Here is a 24298-nt window from a genome sequence, read left to right as displayed (position 1 = left end):
TTTATCATGGTTGTATCTGAGTCTTCAGGCATTTTGGATCTGAACGGTGACTGGCAATTCCGCCAGGCGGACCAGCAGGACTGGTTTGCGGCGACAGTGCCGGGTTGTAACTTTACCGATTTGCAGGCCAATGGTCTGATCGACGAACCTTTCTACCGTGACAATGAAAACAAGCTGCAATGGATTGAGCAGAAAGACTGGTTTTACCGCAAAAGCTTTGTGCTGCCGGCCGACTGGCTGGAACACGACATTGAGCTGGTGGCCGAAGGTCTGGACACTTTTTGTGATTTGTACCTGAACGGCAAGTTGCTGGGGCAAAGCCAGAATATGTTTACCGGCCAGCAGTTTGCTTGTGCTGAATTACTGAAAGCCGGTGAAAATCAGCTGGAAATCCGCTTTCGTTCGCCGATCAACGAAACCATGCCTCAGCATTTGGCGGCGGGTTACACCTACCCGGCAGAAAATGATAAATCGGAAGAAAAACTCAGTGTGTACTGCCGCAAGGCACCTTGCCATTTTGGCTGGGACTGGGGCCCACGTTTTGTCACCAGCGGTATCTGGCGGCCGATTTATCTGCGTAAAGTGCCGAAAGCCCGCATCAGTAACCTGCATTTTGTCCAGCAGCGTTTGTCGGCAAAGCTGGCGGAATTCAGCTTTGTCGCCAGCTATCAGCTGAAACAAAGCTGTGAAGCCGTGTTGCAGGTGCGTTGTGCCCAGGCGCCACAGCTAAACCAGCAATTGCGGCTGCAACTGACCGAAGGCCAAACCACTGAACTGAAATTTCAGCTGGCGCAGCCGCAGTTGTGGTGGCCGAATGGCTTGGGTGAGGCCTTTTTATACCAGTTTGACTTTAGCCTGACGGTGGACGGCGAACTGCTGGACCAGCAGCAACAAAAAATTGGTTTACGCAGCATCGAAGTGGTGAATAAACCCGACGCCGACGGCGTCAGCTTTTTCCTGAAAGTGAATGGCGAGCCGGTCTTTATGAAAGGCGCCAACTACATTCCGGGCGACAGTTTTATCCATCGCATGACTGCCGAACGGCATCAGGCCGATTTTGTCGCTGTGGTCGCGGCCAATATGAATATGCTGCGGGTCTGGGGCGGTGGCGTTTACCAGGACGATGTGTTTTATCAACTGGCGGACCAACACGGCATTCTGATTTGGCAGGACTTTATGTTCGCCTGTTCGCTGTACCCGGGTGACGCTGCCTTTATGGCCAATGTGGCAGAAGAAGCGCAGTACAACATCAAGCGGCTGCGTAACCACCCTTGTATCGCGCTTTGGTGTGGCAATAACGAAGTGGATATGGGCATTGAAAAATGGGAATGGCCAGCCAAATTTGGTTACAGCGATGAACTGTTTAGCCGTTTAAAACAAGAGTACATGGCGCTGTTTGGCGAGCTGTTGCCACAGCAGCTGCAGCAGCTGGACCCGCAGCGTTTTTACCTACGCTCTTCGCCTGCTGTGTTCTGGGAAGATGATTCAGACCATTTAGGCAACCATCACTTCTGGGGCGTCTGGCATGGCGAGCAGCCTTTTAGCGAATACCAAAAACGTATTCCGCGTTTTATGTCGGAATATGGCTTTCAGTCGTTCCCTGTACAGTCGTCGATGCAACGTTTTACCGAAGCAGAAGACTGGGATTTAGGCTCAGAGGTATTGCGGGTGCATCAGAAACACCCACGCGGCAATAAGCTGATCCACAGCTATCTGCAGCAGGAACACAGAGCCGCAGCTGACTTTACCGACCTGATGTACTTAAGCCAGGTGCAGCAGGCCGAAGGCTTAAAACTGGCCTTTGAGGCGCACCGTGCGGCGATGCCGTTTTGTATGGGTACCTTGTACTGGCAGTTGAATGACACCTGGCCAGCCGCGTCCTGGTCTGGTATTGACTATTACGGCCGCTGGAAAGCCTTGCATTACCAGGCGGGCCGCAGCTTTGCCACTGACTTGCTGGTGATCACCGAACAACAGCAGCAACTGCAAATTCAGCTGGTGTCGGACCGTCACAGTACCCAACAAGCGACCTTAGCGCTGCAATTACTCGACTTTAACGGCGCTGTGCTGTGGCAACAGCAGGCCGGGCTTTCCACCCCAGCCAATGCGTCGGCGCTGGTCTGGTCGATGCCGAAGGCTGAACTGCTGGCCGGTAAAACCGCTGAACAGCTGGTGTTTCAGGCCAGATTGCTGAACAGCTCGGGTCAGTTACTGACCGAAAATCTGTATTATTTTGTTCCAGCCAAACAACAGACCCTGAGCCGGCCAGAACTGAGCATCCAAAGCAGTATCGAAGGCGATTGCCTGGTGCTGCAGCTGCAAAGCCGGTCTTTGGTGCGTCAATGTTTCCTGGAGTTCAGCCCTATGCCGGCCAATTTATCGGACAACTTCTTTGATCTGTTGCCTAACCAGCCGAAAACCATCCGCCTGCAAGCGGCAGGTTGGACAACCCAGCAACTGCAAGCCTTGTTGCCAAGCCTGAGCTGGCGAGCCTTGGGGGGCTTTCACTCATGACGCTGCATTGGTTCGACTTGCTGGTCATAGCTCTGTATATGGCCGGCACTTTAGGTCTGGGCTTTTACATTGCCAATAAAGCACGGCAGGATATGAATGCCTATTTCCTTGGCGGCAAAAAAATCCCCTGGTGGGCTTTGGGTGTGTCCAATGCGTCCGGCATGTTTGATATTGCCGGCACCATGTGGCTGGTCACTGTCTGTTTTATCTATGGTCTGAAAAGCGTCTGGTTGCCTTGGGTCTGGCCTATTTTCAACCAGGTGTTTCTGATGGTGTACCTGTCACTCTGGTTGCGCCGTTCCAATGTGATGACAGGCGCCGAATGGCTGGAAACCCGCTTTGGCAAAGGCCGCGGTGCCGAGTTATGCCAATGGGTGGTGGTCATTTTTGCCATTGTCAGCGCCATAGGTTTTATTGCTTACGCCTTTAAAGGCATTGGTAAATTTGCCGCCATTTTCTTTCCCTGGCACTGGTCACCGGACACCTATGCACTGCTGATCTTCGCCTTTACTACCTTGTATGTGCTTAAAGGTGGCATGTATTCCGTGGTGCTGACCGAGTTGCTGCAGTTCGTCATTATGACGCTGGCGGCTGTGGCTGTCGGTGTGATTGCGATGTCGCTGGTCAGCCCGGAGCAAATTCAGCAGGCCACGCCCGATGGCTGGGACCAGCTGTGGTTTGGCTGGCAGCTGGACCTGAACTGGCAGGGCCTGCTCGACGCTGCCAATGACCGGATCCAGTCCGACGGCATGGACCTGTTTGGCCTGATGATTATGATGATGCTGTTTAAAGGTGTGCTGTTCAGCATGGCAGGCCCGGTGCCGAACTACGATATGCAGCGCATTCTGGCGGCGAAAACGCCGACCGAAGCGGCCAAAATGAGTGGTCTGGTCTCCCTGGTGATGTTTGTGCCACGTTACATGATGGTGGCCGGTTTTACTGTGCTGGCGCTGGTCTATATGGGGCCGGAAATTAAAGCACAGGGTCAGAACTTTGACTTTGAGCAGCTGCTGCCTATCGCGATTTCGCAGTATGTGCCGGTGGGCTTGGCGGGCTTACTGATCGCCGGTTTGCTGGCGGCCTTTATGTCGACGCTGGCGGCGTCGGTCAATGCCGCGCCTGTCTATCTGGTGAACGACGTCTACAAAAAGTACTTTAACCCCAATGCTGAAGCCAAAACCTATGTGCGGTTAAGTACCCTGATGTCGTTGGTGCTGGTGGTGGTGGGCGTTGCGCTGGGTTATATGCTCAGCAGCATCAACAACATTATGCAGTGGATTTTTGGTGCGCTGTTTGGTGGTTATGCGGCGGCCAACCTGCTGAAATGGCACTGGTGGCGTTTTAATGCTTACGGCTACTTCTGGGGCATGATGTCTGGCCTGGTGGCTTCCATGGCGTTGCCGCTGGTGCTGCCGGATACCCATCCGCTCTATGCCTTCCCGGCGATATTGGCGCTTAGCCTGGCAGGTTCTGTACTAGGTACCCTAATGACTCCGGCTGAATCGATGCAGGTGCTCTGTGATTTTTACCGTCAGGTGCGGCCATGGGGTTGCTGGGGGCCGGTGAAACAGCAGGTACTGGCAGAACAACCTGATTTTGACCCGGATACCCACCCGGGCCGTGACGCCATCAATATTCTGGTTGGCATGGTCTGGCAACTGGCGCTGGTCGCGCTGCCTATCTATCTGGTGATCCAACAATGGCCTGAGTTCGGCTGGACTCTGGCTGTCGCCTTGCTCTCCAGTTGGTTTTTAAAGAAAAACTGGCTGGATAAACTGAAGGACTAACAATGAAACATCTCCTGCTTGGCAGTGCTGCGGCACTGCTGAGTCTGGCTGCTTGCGCCTCGCAAACGGCCGACTCGCCAAATTTAGCGGCAAAAAGCCCACTGGTTTATGTCGATCCACTGATCGGCACCGGCGGCCATGGCCATACGTTTCCTGGGGCCGTGGTGCCTTTTGGTATGGTGCAGTTAAGCCCGGACAATCCGTCCAAAGGCTGGGACTGGACTTCGGGTTACCATTATTCCGACGACACCTTGCTGGGTTTCAGCCACACCCATTTGTCCGGCACCGGGGTGGGCGACATGCTGGATTTACTGGTGATGCCGTTTCGCGGTGATTATTTAAAGCGCGAACGCGATGACAAAGGCCGTATTTTCACTAAATACAGCCATCAAGGCGAAGTGGCGCAAGCAGGTTATTACGCGCTGGAGCTGCCAGCAGAACAGGTAAAAGCCGAATTAACGGCCAGTGCCAGAGTGGGGGTGCATCAATACAGTTTCAGCGGTGAGCAGGACGCTCAGTTGCTGCTGGACTTAGGTTATGCGCAAAACTTTGATAAACCGGTGACCACCTTCATCCGGGTAGAAAACGACCACACCATAGTCGGTTACCGGGTCTCGACAGGCTGGGCCAAACTGCAGCCACTGTATTTTGTTGCCCGGTTCAACCAGCCGTTCAGCTACCAGCTGTATCAGGCGCAAAAACCCGCCAAAGGCGAGCAACTGCAGGCTGAACAAAGCCAAATAGTGCTGAACTTTGGCCAGCCGAAAACGGCGGTTGAAGCACAGATGGCTTTGTCTTATACCAGCATTGCCGGTGCCAAACGCAACCTGGCGGCAGAAACGGCCGGTAAAAACTTTGCAACGGTGAAGCAACAGGCGCAGCAGGCCTGGGCAGCGCAGCTGGGCCGCTTTGAGGTGCAGGACGACAACCAGGTAAATAAAACTAAGTTTTACACTGCGCTGTACCACAGCTTTTTAGCGCCACAGCTGTTCAGCGACGTCGACGGTGCTTTTTTCGGTGCCGATGGCGCGACCCATATCCAGCCGGGTTACCAGCGCCACAGCCTGTTTTCGCTGTGGGACACCTTCCGCGCTTTGCACCCGCTGTTGACTCTGAGTAACCCGGAACGGGTCGATGATATGGTCAAATCCATGCTGGGTTTTTATGACGAAACCGGTCTGTTGCCAAGCTGGGATTTAATGTCGAATGAAACCGATGTGATGATTGGTTACCACGCGGTGCCGGTGATAGCAGACGCCTACTTAAAAGGCTTAACCAGCGCCGACCCAGAGCATCTGCTGCGAGCGGTCAAAGCCTCGGCCATGCAGAACAAATTTGGCACTGACCTGTACCGCCAGTACGGCTATGTGCCGTCCGAGCTGGAGCTGGAAGCGGTGTCAAAAACGCTGGAATACGCCTTTGACGATGCAGCCATTGCCCGCCTGGCACAGGCTATGGGCAAAACCGACGACGCCACAGTGTTCAACCAGCGGGCGCAAAGCTACCGCCAGCTGTTTGATCGCAGCACAGGCTTTATGCGTGGCAAAACCAAAGACGGCCAGTTTGTCAGCCCGTTCAGCCCGACTTATGTGGCGCACCGCACCACTGATTACACCGAAGCCAATGCCTGGCAATACAACTTCTTTGTGCCGCACGATGTGGCCGGCATGATGGCCTTGTACCCTACTGAGCAAGCGTTTCTGGCCAAGCTGGATGAGCTGTTTACCACCAAAGAGAAAATGCACGGCGACGTGTCGCCGGACATTACCGGCCTGATTGGCCAGTACGCCCATGGCAATGAACCGGTGCATCATGTGGCCTATCTGTACGCTTTTACCAGCGCGCCGGAAAAAGGCCAGCACTGGTTACGCCATATCCGCGACACTATGTACAAAGCGCAGCCGGACGGTTTGGCCGGTAACGACGACGTTGGCCAGATGTCGGCCTGGTATGTGTTCAGTGCTCTGGGTTTTTACCCGGTGAACCCGGTGGACGACGGTTTTGTTCGTGGTTTACCTCAGTTCCGTGATGTGCGTTTAGCGCTGCCGGGTGGCAAACAACTGCGTATTCGTACCGAAGGCGATTTGGCAGGCACAGTCAAAGGCTGGCAGTTAAATGGTCAGGCGCTGGGGTTGAAACTGTCGTACCAGCAACTGATGCAGGGCGGCGAGCTGGTGTTTCAGATGAACCGTTAGCTATGAGTAGTCCGAATCTTTGTCAGATAAGCAGTTTTTAGGCAAAAACTGCTTATCTGTTCAATAGTTGGTTTGGATGCAGCGGAAAAGGCAAAGCCCACGCAGACACGCCGTGGATATGTCCCTATAGGCTCGGCTTTGGCTTCCCTGCCAAAGACGGTCTGCTTAGTTCTTTACCTTTCCTCGCTTTGGGAGGCCCAGCTGTTTCTGCGGCTAAAGCTGAGGTAACCCAGCAGCAGAAAGATCACAAACAGCACTGCTTGCGCCACCGCAAAAGGCGGCTCCGATTGGGTGGGGGCCAGCTGGCGCAAGGGCGGCAGCTTCATAAAAGACTGCACCACAGCGACAAAAGCATTGAGGTAAAACGCAAACAGGCTGCAGACAATAAAGCTGACGCGCCAGCCGCCAGTCAGTGCTGTTTTCCACCAGGCATAACCCGACAGCGCCAGTACCAGCAGTGACAGGATGGCAAAAAGATGCGAAGGTAAGAACTTGTCGGCAGGCAAAATCACACCGCTCAGGCTGGTCAACAGCGTCAGCCACCAAAACAGGCTATGCAGCAGGGCGCCGGGTTTGTGGGTCAGCAAGGCTAAGCTGAAACAGGCGCCTGCCAGTAATGCCAGCAGGCTAATCAGAAGGTGCAGGGTCAGTAACATAATGGCTCCTTGGCCACGAGACAGACGGTCTCTGAAAGGCTTAGCAGAGCTGTCATCATAACTCCATCTGTGGCGACTAAAATCGCCCGAAAGAGCGATGGGCCAAGCGCTGTAACAGGTGCATGGCCTGAATGCAGAACCAAGGAAATAACATGCGATTATCTGCTTCGATCTGGCTGTTGGCCGCCCTGTTCAGTAGTGTGATCCGGGCCGAACCTGTGCAACTGATCAGCTGGAATATCCGGCTGGATACCGCCGCCGACAAAGAGCTGGCCTGGCCACATCGGGCTGGCCGGGTCACCGGCTGGTTGCAACAGCAACAACCTGACGTGCTGGGGTTGCAGGAAGTGCTGCATCATCAACTGGAGCAGGTGAAGCAGGCGCTGCCTGGGTATGGCGTGGTCGGGGTAGGCCGGGACGATGGCAAACAAGGGGGTGAATACAGCCCTGTGCTGTATAAACAAAGCCGCTTTGAGCTGCTCGACAGCGGCACCTTCTGGCTGAACCCAGACAACAGCGTGGGTAAAGCGGGCTGGGACGCGGCTTTACCACGCATTTGCAGCTGGGTTTTGCTGCAGGACAAGCAGACTAAACAGCAGTGGCGGGTGCTGAACCTGCATCTGGACCATCTGGGCGCGGAAGCGCGGCGTCAGTCGGTGCAGCTGGTGGCTACTAAACTGGCTGCCTGGCCGCAAGGCGCTGTGGCCGTGGTGATGGGCGACTTTAATCCGTCCGGCGATGATGCTCTGTTGCAGGTCATGCAAAAGGCGCTGCCACAATATCAGGATGTGCTGGCACTGACCCCTTCGACAGGTCCGGCTTACAGTTACCTCGATTGGTACGACAAACCAGAGCAGGGCAAACGACTGGATTTTATGCTGGTGCCAAAAACCCGGTTGTCGGTGCAAAAAGCCCAACTGGTGGCGGACGATCTGACGAACCGCCGCTCGGATCATCTGGCCCTGCAGGCCTGGTTACAAACTCAGTGATATTAGGTCGGGCATTAGCCCCTGCGCACAATGCAGCTTCAGCTGGTTGGGTTGGTTCCTACAGTGTCATAGAAAATGGGTTGAGAAACTGCCGCTGCCACAGCAACTGCTTATCCACTTCACTGAGTCTGGCTTCATCACAGACAACCTCCCAGTGATCGGTAATCGCCTGTATTTGGTATTCGAATATCGCTTTGGCTTCATCCGAAGAGAGCAAAAAGTTATGTGCCGCGGCCAGGCAGGTTGCTAACTGGCTCAGTTTGTTATTCCCCGCGATCAACATAGCCTGGGTTGCTTCATTACCGGTACGGCCTTGGGGGCAAATGTCGTAAGCTGGGGTCAGTGACAGTGTTTTACCATCCCAAAACGCGGCATGGTTTCTGGCATGATCATCTGTGTTGCCGGACAAAATATTAAAACTAAGGCGGCAAAATAGCTCCCGCAGAGTTTCTTTTGGTTTGGTGAAGCGGTAGCGGATAATCTCGGCAAGGGTTTCGTAGCTTGCGTACCGCGCCATCATGTCATCCAATGCAAGTAAGGTGAGGGCAGAAACGACAGACTTGCGTGACCAACCATGCGGTGCAACAACCCGGTCAAAGCGTTCGACCAGCAAAACATCCTTATGCGCGGCTTGTGTCAGTTTGACTGGAGCTGCATTAACCCCAGCTAATTTAGCCAGCCGCATCGCGATAAATTCCGCTTTTACCACATTGTAAAGGTCATTACTTGCTGAGAATTTTGCGATGTATTTGGTGTTGTTTTCCTCGATTAATGCTTTAGGGCGCGCACCACCGATGGAGCTGCCATGAAAGAGTGCCTGGTCCAATTCCGCAGTCAATGGGATGCCTTTCTCGACGCGGGCAGCAGATTCTTGCAATTCTTCCAGGCTGACGTTTATTGCAGATCTGGGCACATATTCTGTTGGTGACTGTTGAAAGTCTAATGCGCCTATCCGGTCTGAGCCTGATTCAAGCAAATAGGTGAGTTCATCGAGCTGATCGGTATCAATGTCTTTGCCTTTGAGTCCAAGGCGTCGATTGATGATGACCCTCCGTCCCCAGGCATCTGGCGCTCCGTCTCTGATACAGCCGGGAATGCTCAGACCATCCTGCAGTGGCAAGATGCCAGGCTGTAAGGGTAGTTCTGGTTCATAAATGGGGATGGCATCCTGAATTCGTTCAAGATAGCTTTTACCGTAGTTGAACAGCAGCTTGTTTCCTTCTGGCACCAAACGCCCTGCAACGACAGGAGTTGTTGCTTGTGGCAGCCAAACCCAGACAAATGCTTCTTTATAGTTATTTTTAGAAGTCATCCATGACTACCTTTTTCTCTTTTCGGGCGCTTTTGGGTAAAAGAGTCAACTTTTGTTCTACCTGTTTGCTGTGCATGGCCAGCCTCCCCGGTTCCGCTTCAAATAAAGACACACCAACAATCCTGGCTACTTCAAATGTGGCACCTATTTCACATTTAGGATCTGCCTTCTCGATCCGGGAGAGCATACCTCTGGAAATACCCGCACGATCAGCTACGTCCTGAGCTGTCATTTTGTTTTCAAGCCTTGCTGCACGTATCAGGCCAGCCAAGAGTGTTAATACTTCTTCGGTATAGCGGGAATAAGTTCTTGTAACAGATTTTGGCATGTTTGCTCCATATACGAATCACATTGAGCCTATATGTGTCATGTATAGTGCATTGTTGGGGTGTGTGCAAATTCATTCCCACATTATGCGCCATATATGAAGCATGAGTTTCTTTTTTGCTCTATATGTAGCGCAAAATGGGAGTTGATCTGAATTTTTGTAGGCAGGTAATCCCATTTATCAATAGATTTTCCCCTTGATACAGCGCCTGAAAAGCACCTAATGATGAACTCATCCATTAGTCGCATTTTGTGGTTGCACACTGGGAATTCTGCAGGCGGGGCTTTACCATAAGCGCCGCCTTCCATTTCTTACTTAAAAAGCCTTTAGCCCTATGATTGTCCGGCCCAAGCTGCACTGGTTGCGTATGTTATTTGTCTGGCGTGGTTCAGTGGTGGTGCGTATTTTGCCGCAGCTCTGTACCCTGGTGCTGATAGCTGGCTTGGTGGTGCTGGCAAAACGCTGTTATCCGGCCTATGTGCCCGACTTAACGCCTGTGCCTTTTACCTTGCTGGGTATAGCGCTGGCGATTTTCTTGAGTTTTCGCAATTCAGTCAGTTATGAGCGTTTCTGGGAAGCCCGCAAATTGTGGGGCGCTGTGCTGGTGGAAACCCGCGCTTTAACCCGGCAGCTATTGTCGGCCAGTGACGCCAGCGACACTCAGCAGCGCCAGTTTGTCCACAGCCTGATTGCCTTTGTCTATGCACTGCGTGCTCAGTTACGCCAGCAGGACGCGGCCAGTCTGTTGCAGCCGCTGGTGCGGCCTTTGCTGTGGCCTGAGTTGTCGCGGGCCCGCTTTAAACCGGCGCTGGTGGTGCGCGATCTTTCGCTGCAACTGGCCGAGCTGCGCCGTGCTAAACAACTGGAACCGATTTTATTTGCCAGCATGGACCAGCAGTTATCCCAGCTGGCGGCTTGCCTTGGCGGTTGTGAGCGGATTGCCAGCACGCCTGTGCCTTTTGCGTATTCGGTGATTCTGCACCGCACTGTTTACCTCTACAGCTTTTTATTGCCTTTGGGGCTGGTGGCAACCCTGGGCGTGATGACGCCGCTGATTGTGGCTTTTGTCGCTTACACCTTTTTAGCCATTGAAGCACTGGCCGAAGAGCTGCAGGAACCCTTTGGTACCGAAGCCAATGATCTGGCCTTGGACGCGATGACTGAAGTGATTGAGTCGTCGTTAAAAGAGATGCTGGGAGAGCAGGTGAATCCGGCACCCGCAGTGCCGGATAATTGCATTGTGACCTGAGCCTGGTGGCAGGCAGCGGCCAGCCGCTTAACGCTGGTCCAGCAGGGCTTTGGTGGCGGCCTGCACCCGTTGCAGCAGTTCCTCCGCCTGCTGCTGTGACTGAATATTGGTGTAGCCAATCACCAGGCCATAACGTTTTTGCGAAGTGGCGTACCAGGCCGACAACGGAAACACTAGCAGCTGCTGAGCCTGCCAGATGGCCGCCAGCTGGCTGTCGGCGCTGCCGTGGCGTAAAAAGGCCACCAAGTGCATGCCGCCGTCCGTCAGTTCAAACTGAAACAGACCGGGAAACACCTGCTCTATCGCTGCCAGCACCATCTGGCGGCGCTGTTGGTACAACACCCGCATTTTTTTCAGGTGCTTAAAGAAATGGCCTTCGCTGAGAAAACGGCTGAGAATTTGTTGCGGCAGCAAGGGCAGGCCGGTTTCGACAATTTCGGCAGTTTCGTGAAACGAATTCACCAAGGCTTTGGGCAACACCAGATAACTGACCCGCATCGATGGCATCACAGTTTTACTGAAGGTGCCAAGGTAAATCACCCTATCGGCCTGGTCCTGGCTTTTCAGTGCTGGCAGTACTTTTTTGGTGTAGTGAAATTCACCGTCGTAGTCATCTTCCACCAGATAGCTGTGGCGCTGCTGCGCCCAGGCCAGCAATTTTTGCCGTCTGGGCAACGACATAGTGACCGCCAGCGGGCTGTGGTGGCTGGGGCTGCAAATCACCAGCCGTGCATCCGGATGGTGCTGCAGCAGGTAATCGACATTCAGGCCCTCTTTGTCCACCGGCACATAATGCAGGTTGGCCGCGATGCGTTTCAGCAGCTTTTGGCCAAAAAAATAGCCGGGTTCTTCGTATATCACTTTGTCCTGCGGTTGCAACAGGCTTTGCAGGATCAGCGCTATGCTGTGCTTGTAGCCGCTGGTAATGCAGACCTGACTGGCTGTGCAATTCAGCCCGCGGGAAATAGTCACATAACTGGCAATGGCTTCACGTAGCGCTGGCAAGCCCATCACAGGCGGCAACAGCATCTGCTCAGGCCGCATGGCCCGAATGGCTTTGCCGGATAACAACAGCCACTTTTTGTAAGGGAATTCGTCAAGTGCAGGTATGCCAAGCCGGAAATAACCTGTGTTATCACGCAAATCCAGCAGATGCTGTAATTCGGTGTCCTGCAGACCGGTCTTTCCTTCCGTTTTAGGTGGAGGCAACTGCAAATCGGGATTCACCAGGGTGCCTAAAGCGCCGCGGCTGACCAGATACCCCTCACCGCACAGGATGTTATAGGCCGTTTCCACGGTTTTTTTTGCTACGCCCAAATCGTCTGCTAACACCCGGATCGCCGGCACCTTCTCACCCGGCTTCAGCTGGCCGCTTAAGATCTGCTGTTTATAACGCTGATAAATCTGCTGATACCCCATGTCCTACCTAAATACACGGTTTTTGTATCTTTCAACTATGGCATGAATGGCTAAACTTTGCACATCGATTCCAGCAACGCCACAGACTGGCCACGGAGTGACCGCATGAAACTGTTACATATCACTGTCAGCCCGAACCGGCTGAATTCAGCGTCCAGAGCAGTCGCCGAATATCTGTTAACGCAACTGAGACAGCGTTACCCTGGGTTGCAGGTCACCACACTGGATTTAGCACAGGACCCGCTGCCGCACCTGGACGCTCTGACAGTCAGTGCTTTTCTGACCAAGCCGGACGAGCGCAGTGCCGGGCAACACAAAGCCGTGCTGTTGTCAGACCAGCTGGTCGATCAACTGCTGGCGCACGACATGCTGCTGATTGCATCACCGGTATGGAACCTGGGCTTGCCTTCAGTGCTGAAAGCCTGGTTTGACCATATCACCCGTGCTGGCCGCACTTTTGCGTTTACCGCCCAAGGCGACAAAGTGGGGCTGGTGCCGGACAGACCTGTGTTTGTGGTGATGGCCAATGGCACCCCTTTTATCGGCCAGCCGACTGAGCAGGACGACCAGTTTACCCCTTACATCCGCACCGCCTTGCGTTACATCGGCATTACGGATCTGAGGTTTATCCGCGTCGATGGCACTCACCATCCGCGCACCAAAGCCAGCGCTATTCCAGAGGCAATGGCCGCCACAGAGTTTTTAATGACTCACTTTGTTAACCCACAGGAGATGTAATCATGACCGCACGACTGAACCACTTTGAAACTGTGCCGCACCTGACCAAGGCGTTGATGGATGCCAGTATGGCCGCCTACAAAACGTCGATTGATCCTTTGATCAAAAGCCTGATTGATATCCGCGCTTCGCAGCTGAATGCCTGTGCCTTCTGTCTGGATATGCATATCAAACAAGCCAAAATTAAAGGTGAGCGTGAATTGCGGATTTACCATGTGGCTATCTGGCGCGAGTCGCCACTGTTTAACGCCAAAGAAAAAGCCGCTCTGGCGTTAACTGAGGCTCTGACCCAACTGCCTGACACCGGGATCAGCTCTGAATTATACAATGCGACCAAAGAGCATTTCAGCGATGTGGAAATTTCAGAGCTGACCTACAGCATTGGTCTGATTAACTTCTGGAACCGGATGCAGATTCTGGCGCTGGTGGAACCTGGCTCGCAGGATGCGGCTTTTGGCCTGAATAAAGCGGGTTTGAATTAACGAGTACAACCGGCGCATTTCAGGATAGCGCCGGTTTTTTTATGCTCAGTTTCCAAGCCAGCACAAAGGAGTATCTGCGGCTCCTCAGGCCACAGTGGTATTGCCATGGGACTGCTGCGGTGGTGCGGTACGCAACTGAGCGAACAAGGAGTCCAGTAACTGCTGGCGTTGCTGACTCTGCTGGTGCTCCTGCTCCTGTTGTGCGACGTCTTGCTGCTTTGCAGATGCAGGGGCTGCTTGCGGTTGACCTTGCCGTGCTGCATGTTCAGCCTGAGCTGAGGCCGCCGCAGTTTTGTAATCATCGGCCGTCAGTTTACGTCGGCTGGGACCAGAAGCACTGTCCTGTGGTGCCACCAGTTGATACTCCAGCCAGTGGTTGCTGACCTGCATAGTTCCGACCTGCATTGTGTTTAATGGGATACCACTCATAAGGGGACTACTCCTGTAACAAAGATAAACAAGCCTGGGCCAGCTCCTTGTTGACCTGGCCTGCGATCTGCAGCAAAGCCCATACCAAGACAGGTAGGGATTACAAAATCGAAACAGACTTTTACACCGGGTGACACTGGCTACCATCCCCGCTGGGGCTGCTGTCTGTCTGTTGTAACAGAGCCTCCAGCAGCTGTTGCAACAATGCGGTGACCTGTTGATTGGCTTGTTCCATCTGCTGAAGGCTGTCAGCGGCCCTGTCGTACTGGCCTTGCTGATACTGCTGCAGTGCCTGCTCAGCCTGCTGGTGCACAGCCTGATGCGGTGGTTCTATTTGCCGGTAAATGGCTGCAGTTTGTGGCTGGCTGGCAAATTGATGGCGACTGAACCACTGACCCAACCGGCACTGTTGTTCATCCAGCACAGCTGAAGACTGATTGCCAGTGTGGACATCGCTGAATAATTGCTGGTACACCTGCAGTTTCAGCGCCAGCTCCTGCAGGTTGGCAAGTTCCACCTCAAACACCAGACTGGCGTTGGCACTCTGGCAGGCTGACCGGGCAATATGCTGGTTCAGGCTGGCAACATGTTGCCGGTTTTGCCAGAAGCTTTGCTCCAACTGCTGATGCTGAGCGGTCAGCTGATCCATCAGACTGGCGGTCTGATCAATTTTGCTGCGAATGTGTTCAAGGGCTGTGGTGGTGCGTTCGGTCGCTGTGCTGGTACTGGCCGACAGCTGGCGGATTTCACTGGCGACCACGGCAAAACCGCGACCATCATTGCCTGCGCGGGCGGCTTCAATGGCGGCGTTCAGCGCCAGCAAATTAGTCTGGTTCGCTATTTGCCGGATCAAGCCCAGTACATCGCCTACAGCGGAGGCTTCTTCGCTCAGTTGGTGCAGCGACTCAGCGGCTTGTTGTTGCAACTGGTGCTGAGTGTTGAGCAAGGCTGCACTCTGTTCCAGTTGCTGGCTGTTGGTTTGGCTGAGCTGGCGTAACGCCTTGCTTTGTTGCAATTGCAGCTGCAAATCGCCGGACAGGGTCAGCATGGCATGGTCCAGTTGTGCCACACTGTCACCAAAGCGTTGCATGCTGCCGGCTGCTTTGCTGCGAAACTGCAGCAGTTGGTGTTGCTGTTGCGACTGTTGTTGCAGTTGGCTCAGCTGGTTTTGCAGTTCCTGTTGCTGTTGTCTGGCAAGCTCCAGCTGCTGTTGCAGCAGGGCATTGTGCTGTTGTGTCCGTTTCAGCTCGGCTGGGGCACTCAGTTGGCGCCGAATCAAAGTCCACATAAAACCTCCGGAACCGGGAGGGCAAGCCCTCCCTTGCAAAGCCTGTATTACAGGTCGCTGTGCGGGCCAAACACTTCGTAATGAATGGCTTCCGCATGCACGCCTAAGGCCAGTAACTGGTCTTTGGCAAACTTCATAAAGCCGGTGGGGCCACAAAGATAAAACTGGCCTGTGTGCAGCGGGAGTTCAGTGGCGATGGCGTCCAGCTGCATCAGGCCGCTGAACTCACCTGCTGCCGCTGGTTGTGGTTGCTGGTACCAGCTGTAGCTTTGCAGAGCGTGGTACTGCTGCTGCAGCTCGCTGATACGCTGGCGGAAAGAATGCTGCTCTGGGTTTTCGCAGGCGTGCAGATACCAGACCGGCACTTGCGCTTGTGCGGCCACCAGTGTTTCCAGCATCGCCAGCATTGGGGTCAGGCCGACACCGGCTGAAATCAGCACTGTCGGCACCGTCTGCGATTTCAGGTAAAAGTCACCGGCCGGTGGCATCAGTTCCAGTACGTCACCTGGCTGCACCTGCTGATGCAGGTAGTTGGAGACCAGGCCAGGCTGTGGCTGCTGTTCGCGTTTCACGCTGATGCGGTAGTTGCGGCCATTGGCTTTGTCCGACAGCGAATACTGGCGAATTTCGACATAATCTGCGTAAGGCGGTTTCACCTTAACGCCCAGGTATTGGCCTGGCTGGTAGCCGATCACCGGACCACCGTCTTCCGGTGTCAGCACAAAGCTGTACACCAGCTCCGACTCTTTGGTTTTTTCACTGACCACAAAACGGCGGGCGCCCGACCAGCCACCGGAGGCCTCGGCGGACTGCTGATACAGCTGTTTTTCACGGCCGATCAGAATGCCAGCCAGCAGCTGGTAAGCCACTGTCCAGGCTTCAGCCACTTCGTCGGTAAATTGATCTGGTGCCAGTTCTTTTAAGGTGCAAATCAGGTGGTGACCGACAATGTCGTAATGGGCAGGTTCAATCACAAAACTGCTGTGTTTATGCGCCACCCGTTCCACCACAGCCCCCAGCACCCCCAGGTTATCTATATGCCTGGCGTAGGACGCCACAGCACTGAATAGCGCAAACTGCTGGCGGCCGCTGCGCTGATTGGAAAGATTAAAAATATTCATCAGCTGGGGTTCGGCGTTAAACATCCGCTTGTAGAAATAATCTGTGACCGCCACGCCAGCGTTTTCCAGCAGGGGCACAGTGCTTTTGACCAGTTCAATTTGCTTTGCAGTTAACATATCAACCTCGTGTGGAGTAAAAATCAGCCCGCCCGGCCGTCAAGCCGGCGGGAAGTCAGGATGGGCCAGTAGACCCGGGTAAAAATCAGGAAGGCGGCCAGCCAGAGCGCAGCGCTCAGTTGCCACCACAGATGCGGTGCGCTCAGTGCGCTGGCCAGGCTGCGGCAGAGCCCGGCCAGCAATAAGGCGGCAAAACTCCAGGCCATCACAGGCCGGGTAGCTAAAGGCCGGCCTGTATGGCCGAGCGACACCCGCGCCATCATCGCCAGCATCATCGCGGCCATGGCGCCAATCGCCACCAGGTGCAACATGTCTTTAAAATTCAGCCAGCCGGTCAGCAGGGCAATACCCATCAGCAGCAAGCCCAGCGCCATCGCGAGATAGGAGGCATGCAAAGACCAGAGCAAGGGCTGACGCAGCAAGCCAGGGGTGAACCAGCAGCCAAGCCGGACCAGATGCAGAAGGCCAGCCAGCGCCATCAGCCAACCCGGTGAACACAGCGGCTGGAAAAAACCACTGCTGATAAAAAGCGCGGTACCCGGCAGGCTGACCCACAGCAGCAGTGGGTCCAGCCGCGCCGTGCGCACTTGTTCGGTCTGAGTGGCGCGGGCGGTGAAAAAGGGGATAACCCGGCCGCCGACCAGGCCCATCAGCAGGCAGAACAGCAGGATCATGCTGTGGCTTAGATGAGAGGCTAAGGCCAAGTGCTGGCTCTGGCTTAGCCAAAGCACTGCTGCATTCAGGCAGGCCATCGCCAGCAGCAACGGCAGAAACTGGTAGTTGTTGCGGCTTTTCGCCAGCCAGAGCTGTCGGCCTAATGCTGCAATCACCCCCAGCCACCACAGGCTTTGCAGCGCGATCAAAAGCCAGATCCCCTGACTGGGGGCGACAAAAGGCGTCAGCCGCGCCGACAGCCAAATCAGGCAGAGCAGCGCCAGTTTGCCGCCTTTCAGCCCTGGTACGCCGGTCCAGTTTTGCGCTGCGGTCAGCAGAAAACCGGCCGCCACCAAAGCGCCAAAACCAAACAGCATTTCGTGGCTGTGCCAGAGCGTTGCTGGCAGCAATAATTGGCCTGGCCACCAGCCGGACAGTTGGCCAAGCCAGAGGCCGATGGCGAGCAGGGCCCAGAGCCCGGCCAATAAAAAGAAGGGCCGGAACGCCAGTGCCAACACCGCAGGTATGGCGCTGCTGGCCGGGTTCGGCTCAATATTCTGCGGCAACATATTCAGCGCACCTCTTGCTGTAAGCCGTACTGAGCCACACAGCGGCCGACGTAGCTGATTTTCATCAGCGTGGCACTGCCGATCATGCTCAGGTGGCCAGCGATCAGCTGCTGCATGCTGAACCACTGCTCAAAGGGGTAACAGATCAGCACTGTGGTGATTAAGATCAGCACTGACAACGTCAGCAGTACATTGGACCAGCCCAATAACTTCTGGTAACCGGCCATAGTGAAGAATGAAGTCGTGGCTTGCATACAGAGCTCCTGGTAAATACTGATTTCAGTCTTAACAGAGCATTGAACGTGCCACCTTTATTTAGTGTTTTATTTCAATGATTTAAGTAAAGTTTATTGGTAATCATGTCATTTTGACCTATGCTGTTTCGCAGTTAATTTGCAATAAAAGAGTCAATTTGACATGTCTGCTGCAGCGACAGAACAAAACAGCGCCATACTGCTGGAAGTGGCACTGGATTTAGCCAATAGCCTGAACAATGAAAACCGCTTCGACCGTTTATTAACCTCGATCCGTAAAGCCATTCGTTGCGACGCCGTGGTGCTGATGGGGCTGCATCAGCAGGTGCTGACGCCTCTGGCCATTCAGGGCCTGTCGGCGGACACCATGGGGCGACGTTTTAGCCTGAGCGAACACCCCCGGCTGGCGCTGTTATGCCAAAGCCCGGGCCCTTACCGGTTCCCGGCAGACAGTGAGCTGGCCGATCCCTACGACGGCCTGCTATTGGCGCGTTCCGGCGATTTGCCCGTGCATTCCTGCATGGGCTTGCCGCTGTATTCCGACCAGCAGCTGATTGGCCTCTTGACCATCGACAGCCTGGAACCTTATGCCTTTGACAGCATCAGTGACAAAACACTGGAGCTGATGGCGGCCTTGTCGGCGGCGACCTTAAAAAGCGCTTTTGAGATGACCAAACTGGCACTGAGTGCCCAGCATGCGCAGCAACTGGTGCAGGAGCTGACGCAGGAAGCACTGCTGCGGGATGGTGGTGAACTGATAGGCCAGAGTGCGGCGATGCAGGCGCTGCGCAGTGATATTCAGCTGGTGGCAGGGTCTGACTACACAGTGCTGGTGCAGGGCGAAACCGGTGTTGGCAAAGAGCTGGTGGCCCGCACCTTACATCAGTTATCGCCACGCAAAACCGCGCCTTTGGTGCATCTGAACTGCGCTTCATTGCCGGAAAGCCTGGCAGAAGCAGAATTGTTCGGCCACGCCCGTGGTGCTTTTACCGGTGCGGAAAAAGAGCGGCCCGGTAAGTTTTTACTGGCCGACGGCGGCAGTATTTTTCTGGATGAAGTGGGCGAGTTGCCCCTGAGTATTCAGGCCAAACTGCTGCGGGTGCTGCAGAGTGGTGAAATTCAGCCGGTTGGCAAAGATGCGGTGCAAAAGGTCAATGTGCGGGTGATTGCCGCCACCAACCGCGATTTACAACTGGAAGTGGAACAAGGCCGGTTTCGGGCTGATTTGTACCACCGGCTGACGGTGTACCCGCTGACCGTACCGCCGCTGCGCCAGCGCCAGCATGATGTGCTGCTGCTGGCCGGTTATTTTCTCGAACAGATCAGCCGCAAACTGGGCATTCGCCAACTGAAACTGGCCGCTGACGCCGCCGATGCCTTGGTCAGTTACAACTGGCCTGGCAATGTGCGGGAGCTGGAGCATATGTTAAGCCGGGCCGCGCTGAAAGCCGCCGGGCAAAAAGGCCGGGCCGCTATTGTCAGTGTGGACGCTGCACAGCTGGAGCTGACAGCTGCTGCACCTGTGGCACTGGCCAGCCAAGCCTCTGTGTTGCCCGAGCAGCTGACCGATTTAAAAACAGCGACCGACAGCTTTCAGCGTCAGCTGATTTTACAGACTTTGCAGCAAACAGACGGCAACTGGGCCGAAGCGGCTCGGCGTTTACAGCAGGACAGAGCCAACCTGACCCGGCTGGCAAAACGGCTGGGGATCACAGTGCAAAAGCGGATTATTGGTTAAATCGAAGTACAGAAAAGCAAAGCGGCCCACAGAGGGCCGCTCTGTGGTTTAATCCATTAAATCTTCGTCCAGCATCTGCTCCGGCAGTTTTTCGGCCAGCACTTTATCGACCCGTTTGCCGTCCATATCCATAATTTCCAGGCGCCAGCCGGCAATTTCCACCACGTCTGTGGTTTGCGGGATGCGGCCCAGCTCGTACATCAGCAAGCCGTTTAAGGTTTGGTAACGGCCTTCGTCTTCTTCTGGCAGTTCTTTGATTTCCAGCGTGTCTTTCAGGTCGATCACCGGCAATAAACCGTCCAGCAGCAAGCTGCCGTCGTCGCGGCGGATCACCATTTTTTCATCATCGTCCTGTTGGTCAAATTCACCTGTCAGTGCGTCCATCATGTCCTGCAGTGTGACCATGCCTTTGAGGTCGCCGTATTCGTCCACCACAAACACCATTTGCGAACCGGCGGTGCGGAAATGGTCCAGCAGTTCCATGCCCGACAGGCTGTCCGGCACAAAATTCACCGGTTTGGCGAGCGTGGCTATCTGAATGTTTTTGCCGGCAATGGACTGCGCCAGCAGCTGTTTGGCCGACACAATGCCAACCACGTCATCAATGTTGTTACGGCAAATCGGAAAACGCGAATGTGGTGACTGCATCACCCGTTTCAGGTTTTCCTCCAGTGGCTGGTTGACATCCAGGTAGATAATGTCGGAGCGAGGCACCATCAAGGAGGAAATGCTGCGTTCGTCCAGCCGGAAGACGTTTTTCACCATGGCGTGTTCGCTGTGCTCAATGACACCGGCGCTGGAGCCTTCCTGCAACATGGCCTGAATATCTTCGTGCGTGACGTTGTCGCCCATCTGATGGTTAAAGCCCAGCAGACGCATCAGGGTGTGGGTTGAGCCCGACAGCATCCAGACAAAAGGTTTGGTGACTACGGCCAGCAATGCCATGGGTTTGGCAATCAGGCAGGCGATGGTTTCGGCCGACACCTGGCCAATACGTTTGGGCACCAGTTCACCCACCACAATAGACACATAAGTGACGACTATAACCACCAGTACAGTGGACAACACGCTGGCCACATTCAGCGGCACACCGTAGCTCTGCATCCAGACAGAAAAAGGTTCGGCCAGAATAGATTCACCGAAAATACCGTTCAGAATACCGATGGAGGTAATACCAATCTGTACTGTGGATAAAAACTGGGTGGGGTCTTCGGCCAGTTTCAGCGCCATTTTGGCTGAACTGCTGCCGCTGTGGGCCAATGCGGTCAGTCGGGATTTACGCGCTGTGACCAGCGCTATTTCTGACATCGCAAAAATACCATTCAAGACGATCAAACCGACCAGAATGAAAATTTCCATAAAGTTTCTATATGCTCCGCGTATTAAGAAAAAGGATAGCTACCTGCCATCCGGGCAGGTGCTGTTAAAGCTGAATAACTGGGTAAGACCACCACCATCCAAAAAGAGGTCGGGGTCCGTATTGGGTGTGCTACAGGCAGGGCAACCGCTGGACCAGATGCAATAACCTCAGCCGCCTGAGGCGGGCTGTTGGTTGGTTTCAGGTTGTTACACGCTACAATCGGCAGGATTGCAGCGCACCTTCGGTCGGGTTTCATAGGCCTGTGGCTGAAAAAGATGATGCCGACATCTTAGTGATTTTAAAGCCGAAGTAAAGTGAATTCCCTGTGGCCGGGCTGGTGCCGGCGGTTTGCCTGCTCAGCGACAGGCCAGCTGCGATACAGCGGATCAGCGGGCCAATGGCCTGAATTCAGCGCGGCAGCATGCAGCCAAATCTGCAGGAGCCACCTGCAGTTCCAGCCCTCGCCGGCCTGCGCTGACGTAAATTTGGGCAAATTGCCGGGCGCTCTGGTCAATCAGGGTGCGCAGCAGTTTCTTCTGCCCCAGTGGGCTGACCCCACCCAGCACATAACCGGTCACCCGCTCCACCAACGCAGCGTCGGCCAGTTGCGCCTTTTTGCAACCGGCCTGACGGGCCAGTGCTTTCAGGTCCAGTTGATGCTGCACCGGCACCAGTGCGACCACTAACTCGCTGCCATCGAGCTGGATCACCAGGGTTTTAAACACCTGTTCAGGCGGCAGCTGCAGTTTTTCCGCCGCTTCCAGGCCATAAGAGACTGCGGCAGGATCATGCGGGTAGTCCAGCACTTCAAAAGCAATACGGGCACGGCGTGCGGTCAGAATTGCAGGCGTCATGTAGGGGCCACCTGACGAAATTGATTGCGAAGTTGTTCTTTGTAGCGCCTGGATAACGCCAGCCGTTGCCCGCCAGACAGCTCTATTTCACCATCACCGCTGGCGTCATAGCTGATGCTTTGGATGGCCCGGTGATTGACGGCCAGGCTGCGGTGAATACGGCTGAATCCTTGAGACTCCAGTTGACTGCACAGCTGGGCCAGGGTGGCACGCAGCGGGTAAATCCGGCCTGCACTGTGCAGGTTGACGTAATTGCCATTGGCCTCCAGCCAGTCAATATCGGCCACTTTGACCAGAAATTCTTTGTCCAGTTTACGTACCAGAAAGTGCTTCGGTGCCTGCGCCGCGGGTTCAGGTTCACTGCTGTGTTGGTTGGCTTGTTCGGCGATCAGTCTGGCATCGCCTTTTAACCGGCGCCAGACAAAACCCAGCAACTGATAGCAGGTCAGTAAAAACAGATAACCCCAGACGTCTTTGCGGTATTCATACCAGAGTTCGCGGCCTAAAGGCCCAAAGTTGTAGCCCATACCTTGCCAGTGGTATACCAGTTCGCGTTGCAGCACCATCAAACCGACATGGCTCAGGCTGAACAGCAGGCTGACCAGCGCATGCACTAACAACTGCTGGCGCAGCGCATTGAAACGTGGTGGGTAAAGGCGGAAAAACCAGAACAGCAGCGGGCACAACGTCAGGGTCGACAGCAGGCTGCTGAACTCCCAGAGCCAGGGTTCCCACCACAACAAAGTATTGCCGGGATCGCGGCTGTGCTCTATCCAGACCGAGCTGGCATTGATGCTGTTATTCAGCAGCAGATAAAGCAGCAGTACCCCATAGCCCCAGAGCATCGGGTTTTTATCTATCAATGCAAACCAGCCCGGATTTTTCGTCCCCATCAGCCACCTCTTATCCCCGACTACCACCTCAGAACCACTTCAGCTCCCTTGTCCCCGCCTGTTCAGGCACAGTGCGGCTGTCAACTGAAGGAGGTTTAGCATGACACGAACTGACACTGAACGTCGATATGAACTGGACTGGCTGCGCTGTCTGGCTTTTGCCGTTCTGATCCTGTACCACCTGGGCATGTACTATGTGGCCGACTGGGGCTGGCATGTAAAAACTGACCAGCCGCAAGTCTGGTTGCAGGACCTGATGATCTTCACCAATCCCTGGCGGATGTCGCTGCTGTTTTTACTCAGCGGTATGGCGCTTAGCCTGGTGTGCCATAAATACCCGCCCTTGCAGTTGCTGGGGCTGCGCTCCAAAAGGTTACTGATCCCGCTGCTGTTGACCATGGCGGTGTTGGTGGTGCCGCAGGTGTATTTCGAAGCACTCAGTCAGCAACTGATTGAACCTGGCTATTTTAAGTTCTGGCAGCAGTACATTAACCCCTGGACCTCGTTATTGCCGGAGCACCACAGCCCTATTGGCCTGCTGACCTGGAACCACGCCTGGTTTATTCCTTACCTCTGGTGTTACAGCCTGCTGGCGCTGGTGGCTCTGCCATTATTGCAATGGCTGGTGCGGCAGGCGCAGCACTGGCCAGCCTGGCTGGCGCTGCTGCTGGTCTTGCTGGTGCTGGCGGCCGCCTGGTACTGGTTAAAGCCGCTGTACCCAAGCACGCATGCGCTGGTCGATGACTGGTATAACCATGCCAAATACCTGCCGGTGTTTCTGGCTGGTTTTGTGCTGGCGCGTCAGTCTCACTGGTGGGCGCAGCTGCTGCAGTACCGCCGGCTTTGGCTGGGGCTGGCGCTGCTGAGTTATGCACTGATTATTGCTGACCGCCACCAGTGGTTTGACTCTCTGGAAGACCCGGCTGGCACCCAGTGGTGGCTGACCTGTATAGTGGCGCTGGTGGTGGTGCTAAACCACTGGGGCTTTTTGCTGGCCATTCTGGGTTATGCCGGCCGCTACCTGGCCGGGCGCAACAGCAGCTGGCTGACTTATTGTAATCAGGCCATTCTGCCCTGGTACCTGTTGCATCAAACGCTGATTATTGTCTTTGCCATGGTACTGAAACCGCTGGCGCTGCCCGCAGGGCCGGAAGCGCTGCTGATCCTGCTTGGCACCATCACCAGTGGGGCTCTGGCCTATGAAAGCATTCGCCGGTCCTCTGTGCTTTGTCTGTTGTTTGGTCTGAATCCGCCAGCTAATTCATCAAAGCTGCAGTTGGTGGAGAATTAATCAGCTGGAGCAATTGGACCGCAACCTCTAGCATATTCATCAACTGATGAATTATGAGGTG

The 24298-nt window shown here is 54.7% G+C and carries 21 protein-coding genes; 9 read left to right on the top strand and 12 right to left on the bottom strand.

Features of this window, described 5'->3' with window-relative positions:
• Nucleotides 1–6: 6 nt before the first annotated feature.
• Genes WKJ03_RS11920 through WKJ03_RS11910 form a run of 3 tightly spaced genes read left to right on the top strand, consistent with a single transcriptional unit; the run spans nt 7 to nt 6496 of the window.
• Nucleotides 7–2514 carry a glycoside hydrolase family 2 protein gene (locus tag WKJ03_RS11920; protein ID WP_337842434.1) on the top strand — a complete coding sequence of 836 codons (2508 nt, stop codon included), beginning with the start codon at nt 7–9 and terminating at the stop codon, nt 2512–2514.
• Nucleotides 2511–4301, top strand: coding sequence for a sodium:solute symporter family protein (locus WKJ03_RS11915; protein ID WP_337842433.1), 1791 nt, complete (start codon nt 2511–2513; stop codon nt 4299–4301). Before WKJ03_RS11920 ends, WKJ03_RS11915 begins: the two co-directional genes overlap by 4 nt.
• A gap of 2 nt (nt 4302–4303) precedes the next feature.
• The gene (locus tag WKJ03_RS11910) at nt 4304–6496 is read left to right on the top strand and encodes a GH92 family glycosyl hydrolase (RefSeq protein ID WP_337842432.1); all 2193 of its coding nucleotides are present in this window, start codon (nt 4304–4306) and stop codon (nt 6494–6496) included.
• A gap of 173 nt (nt 6497–6669) precedes the next feature.
• Here WKJ03_RS11910 and WKJ03_RS11905 read toward each other — a convergent pair whose 3' ends face one another.
• Nucleotides 6670–7152, bottom strand: a complete 483-nt coding sequence (locus WKJ03_RS11905) for a hypothetical protein (RefSeq protein ID WP_337842431.1) — start codon at nt 7150–7152, stop codon at nt 6670–6672.
• Between the two features lie 152 nt (nt 7153–7304).
• On the opposite strand from WKJ03_RS11905, the gene WKJ03_RS11900 reads away from it, so the two are divergent.
• Nucleotides 7305–8141, top strand: a complete 837-nt coding sequence (locus WKJ03_RS11900) for an endonuclease/exonuclease/phosphatase family protein (protein WP_337842430.1) — start codon at nt 7305–7307, stop codon at nt 8139–8141.
• Nucleotides 8142–8199: 58 nt separating this feature from the next.
• On the opposite strand, the gene WKJ03_RS11895 is transcribed toward WKJ03_RS11900, so the two are convergent.
• Complete coding sequence (locus WKJ03_RS11895) at nt 8200–9453, bottom strand: type II toxin-antitoxin system HipA family toxin (protein ID WP_337842429.1); 1254 nt, start codon at nt 9451–9453, stop codon at nt 8200–8202.
• Nucleotides 9443–9781: a helix-turn-helix transcriptional regulator gene (locus WKJ03_RS11890; RefSeq protein WP_337842428.1), complete on the bottom strand. Its 339-nt coding sequence runs from the start codon at nt 9779–9781 to the stop codon at nt 9443–9445. The genes WKJ03_RS11895 and WKJ03_RS11890 overlap by 11 nt, the downstream gene beginning before the upstream one ends.
• A gap of 334 nt (nt 9782–10115) precedes the next feature.
• On the opposite strand from WKJ03_RS11890, the gene WKJ03_RS11885 reads away from it, so the two are divergent.
• Entirely contained in the window at nt 10116–11030 is a 915-nt protein-coding gene (locus tag WKJ03_RS11885; protein ID WP_337842427.1) for a bestrophin family ion channel, read from the top strand.
• 27 nt (nt 11031–11057) lie between these two features.
• Here WKJ03_RS11885 and WKJ03_RS11880 read toward each other — a convergent pair whose 3' ends face one another.
• Nucleotides 11058–12449 carry a PLP-dependent aminotransferase family protein gene (locus WKJ03_RS11880; RefSeq protein WP_337842426.1) on the bottom strand — a complete coding sequence of 464 codons (1392 nt, stop codon included), beginning with the start codon at nt 12447–12449 and terminating at the stop codon, nt 11058–11060.
• A 105-nt stretch (nt 12450–12554) separates the two neighbouring features.
• Here WKJ03_RS11880 and WKJ03_RS11875 point away from each other — a divergent pair, with 105 nt between their 5' ends.
• Together WKJ03_RS11875 and WKJ03_RS11870 are read left to right on the top strand one after the other, a co-directional pair.
• Entirely contained in the window at nt 12555–13187 is a 633-nt protein-coding gene (locus WKJ03_RS11875; RefSeq protein WP_337842425.1) for an NAD(P)H-dependent oxidoreductase, read from the top strand.
• A 2-nt stretch (nt 13188–13189) separates the two neighbouring features.
• Nucleotides 13190–13669, top strand: a complete 480-nt coding sequence (locus WKJ03_RS11870) for a carboxymuconolactone decarboxylase family protein (RefSeq protein WP_337842424.1) — start codon at nt 13190–13192, stop codon at nt 13667–13669.
• Nucleotides 13670–13753: 84 nt separating this feature from the next.
• On the opposite strand, the gene WKJ03_RS11865 is transcribed toward WKJ03_RS11870, so the two are convergent.
• The 5 genes from WKJ03_RS11865 to WKJ03_RS11845 all read right to left on the bottom strand — a co-directional run bounded on the left by WKJ03_RS11865 (nt 13754) and on the right by WKJ03_RS11845 (nt 18101).
• The gene (locus tag WKJ03_RS11865; protein ID WP_337842423.1) at nt 13754–14098 is read right to left on the bottom strand and encodes a hypothetical protein; all 345 of its coding nucleotides are present in this window, start codon (nt 14096–14098) and stop codon (nt 13754–13756) included.
• A gap of 121 nt (nt 14099–14219) precedes the next feature.
• Complete coding sequence (locus WKJ03_RS11860) at nt 14220–15386, bottom strand: methyl-accepting chemotaxis protein (protein ID WP_337842422.1); 1167 nt, start codon at nt 15384–15386, stop codon at nt 14220–14222.
• A gap of 47 nt (nt 15387–15433) precedes the next feature.
• Nucleotides 15434–16624: an NO-inducible flavohemoprotein gene (hmpA, locus tag WKJ03_RS11855; protein ID WP_337842421.1), complete on the bottom strand. Its 1191-nt coding sequence runs from the start codon at nt 16622–16624 to the stop codon at nt 15434–15436.
• A 23-nt stretch (nt 16625–16647) separates the two neighbouring features.
• A complete protein-coding gene (locus WKJ03_RS11850; RefSeq protein WP_337842420.1) occupies nt 16648–17847 on the bottom strand; it encodes an NnrS family protein in 1200 nt (399 codons plus the stop codon).
• A 2-nt stretch (nt 17848–17849) separates the two neighbouring features.
• Nucleotides 17850–18101 (bottom strand): hypothetical protein, encoded by a 252-nt coding sequence (locus tag WKJ03_RS11845; protein ID WP_337842419.1) that lies wholly within the window; start codon nt 18099–18101, stop codon nt 17850–17852.
• 163 nt (nt 18102–18264) lie between these two features.
• On the opposite strand from WKJ03_RS11845, the gene norR reads away from it, so the two are divergent.
• A complete protein-coding gene (gene norR, locus WKJ03_RS11840) occupies nt 18265–19839 on the top strand; it encodes a nitric oxide reductase transcriptional regulator NorR (RefSeq protein ID WP_337842418.1) in 1575 nt (524 codons plus the stop codon).
• Between the two features lie 48 nt (nt 19840–19887).
• On the opposite strand, the gene WKJ03_RS11835 is transcribed toward norR, so the two are convergent.
• From WKJ03_RS11835 to WKJ03_RS11825, 3 genes are all read right to left on the bottom strand, one after another.
• Nucleotides 19888–21198: a hemolysin family protein gene (locus tag WKJ03_RS11835; RefSeq protein WP_337842417.1), complete on the bottom strand. Its 1311-nt coding sequence runs from the start codon at nt 21196–21198 to the stop codon at nt 19888–19890.
• Between the two features lie 387 nt (nt 21199–21585).
• The gene (ybaK, locus tag WKJ03_RS11830; protein WP_337842416.1) at nt 21586–22053 is read right to left on the bottom strand and encodes a Cys-tRNA(Pro) deacylase; all 468 of its coding nucleotides are present in this window, start codon (nt 22051–22053) and stop codon (nt 21586–21588) included.
• Complete coding sequence (locus tag WKJ03_RS11825) at nt 22050–22946, bottom strand: LytTR family DNA-binding domain-containing protein (RefSeq protein WP_337842415.1); 897 nt, start codon at nt 22944–22946, stop codon at nt 22050–22052. The genes ybaK and WKJ03_RS11825 overlap by 4 nt, the downstream gene beginning before the upstream one ends.
• Before the next feature lie 100 nt (nt 22947–23046).
• Between WKJ03_RS11825 and WKJ03_RS11820 the strand changes: the two genes are divergently transcribed.
• On the top strand, nt 23047–24237 hold the full coding sequence (locus WKJ03_RS11820) for an acyltransferase family protein (RefSeq protein WP_337842414.1): 1191 nt from the start codon (nt 23047–23049) through the stop codon (nt 24235–24237).
• Nucleotides 24238–24298: the final 61 nt, after the last annotated feature.

Source organism: Rheinheimera sp. (assembly GCF_037442525.1).
Taxonomy (GTDB): domain Bacteria; phylum Pseudomonadota; class Gammaproteobacteria; order Enterobacterales; family Alteromonadaceae; genus Pararheinheimera.
The sequence above is the reverse complement of the archived record's forward strand: the minus strand, read 5'-3'. Positions and strand labels throughout refer to the sequence as shown.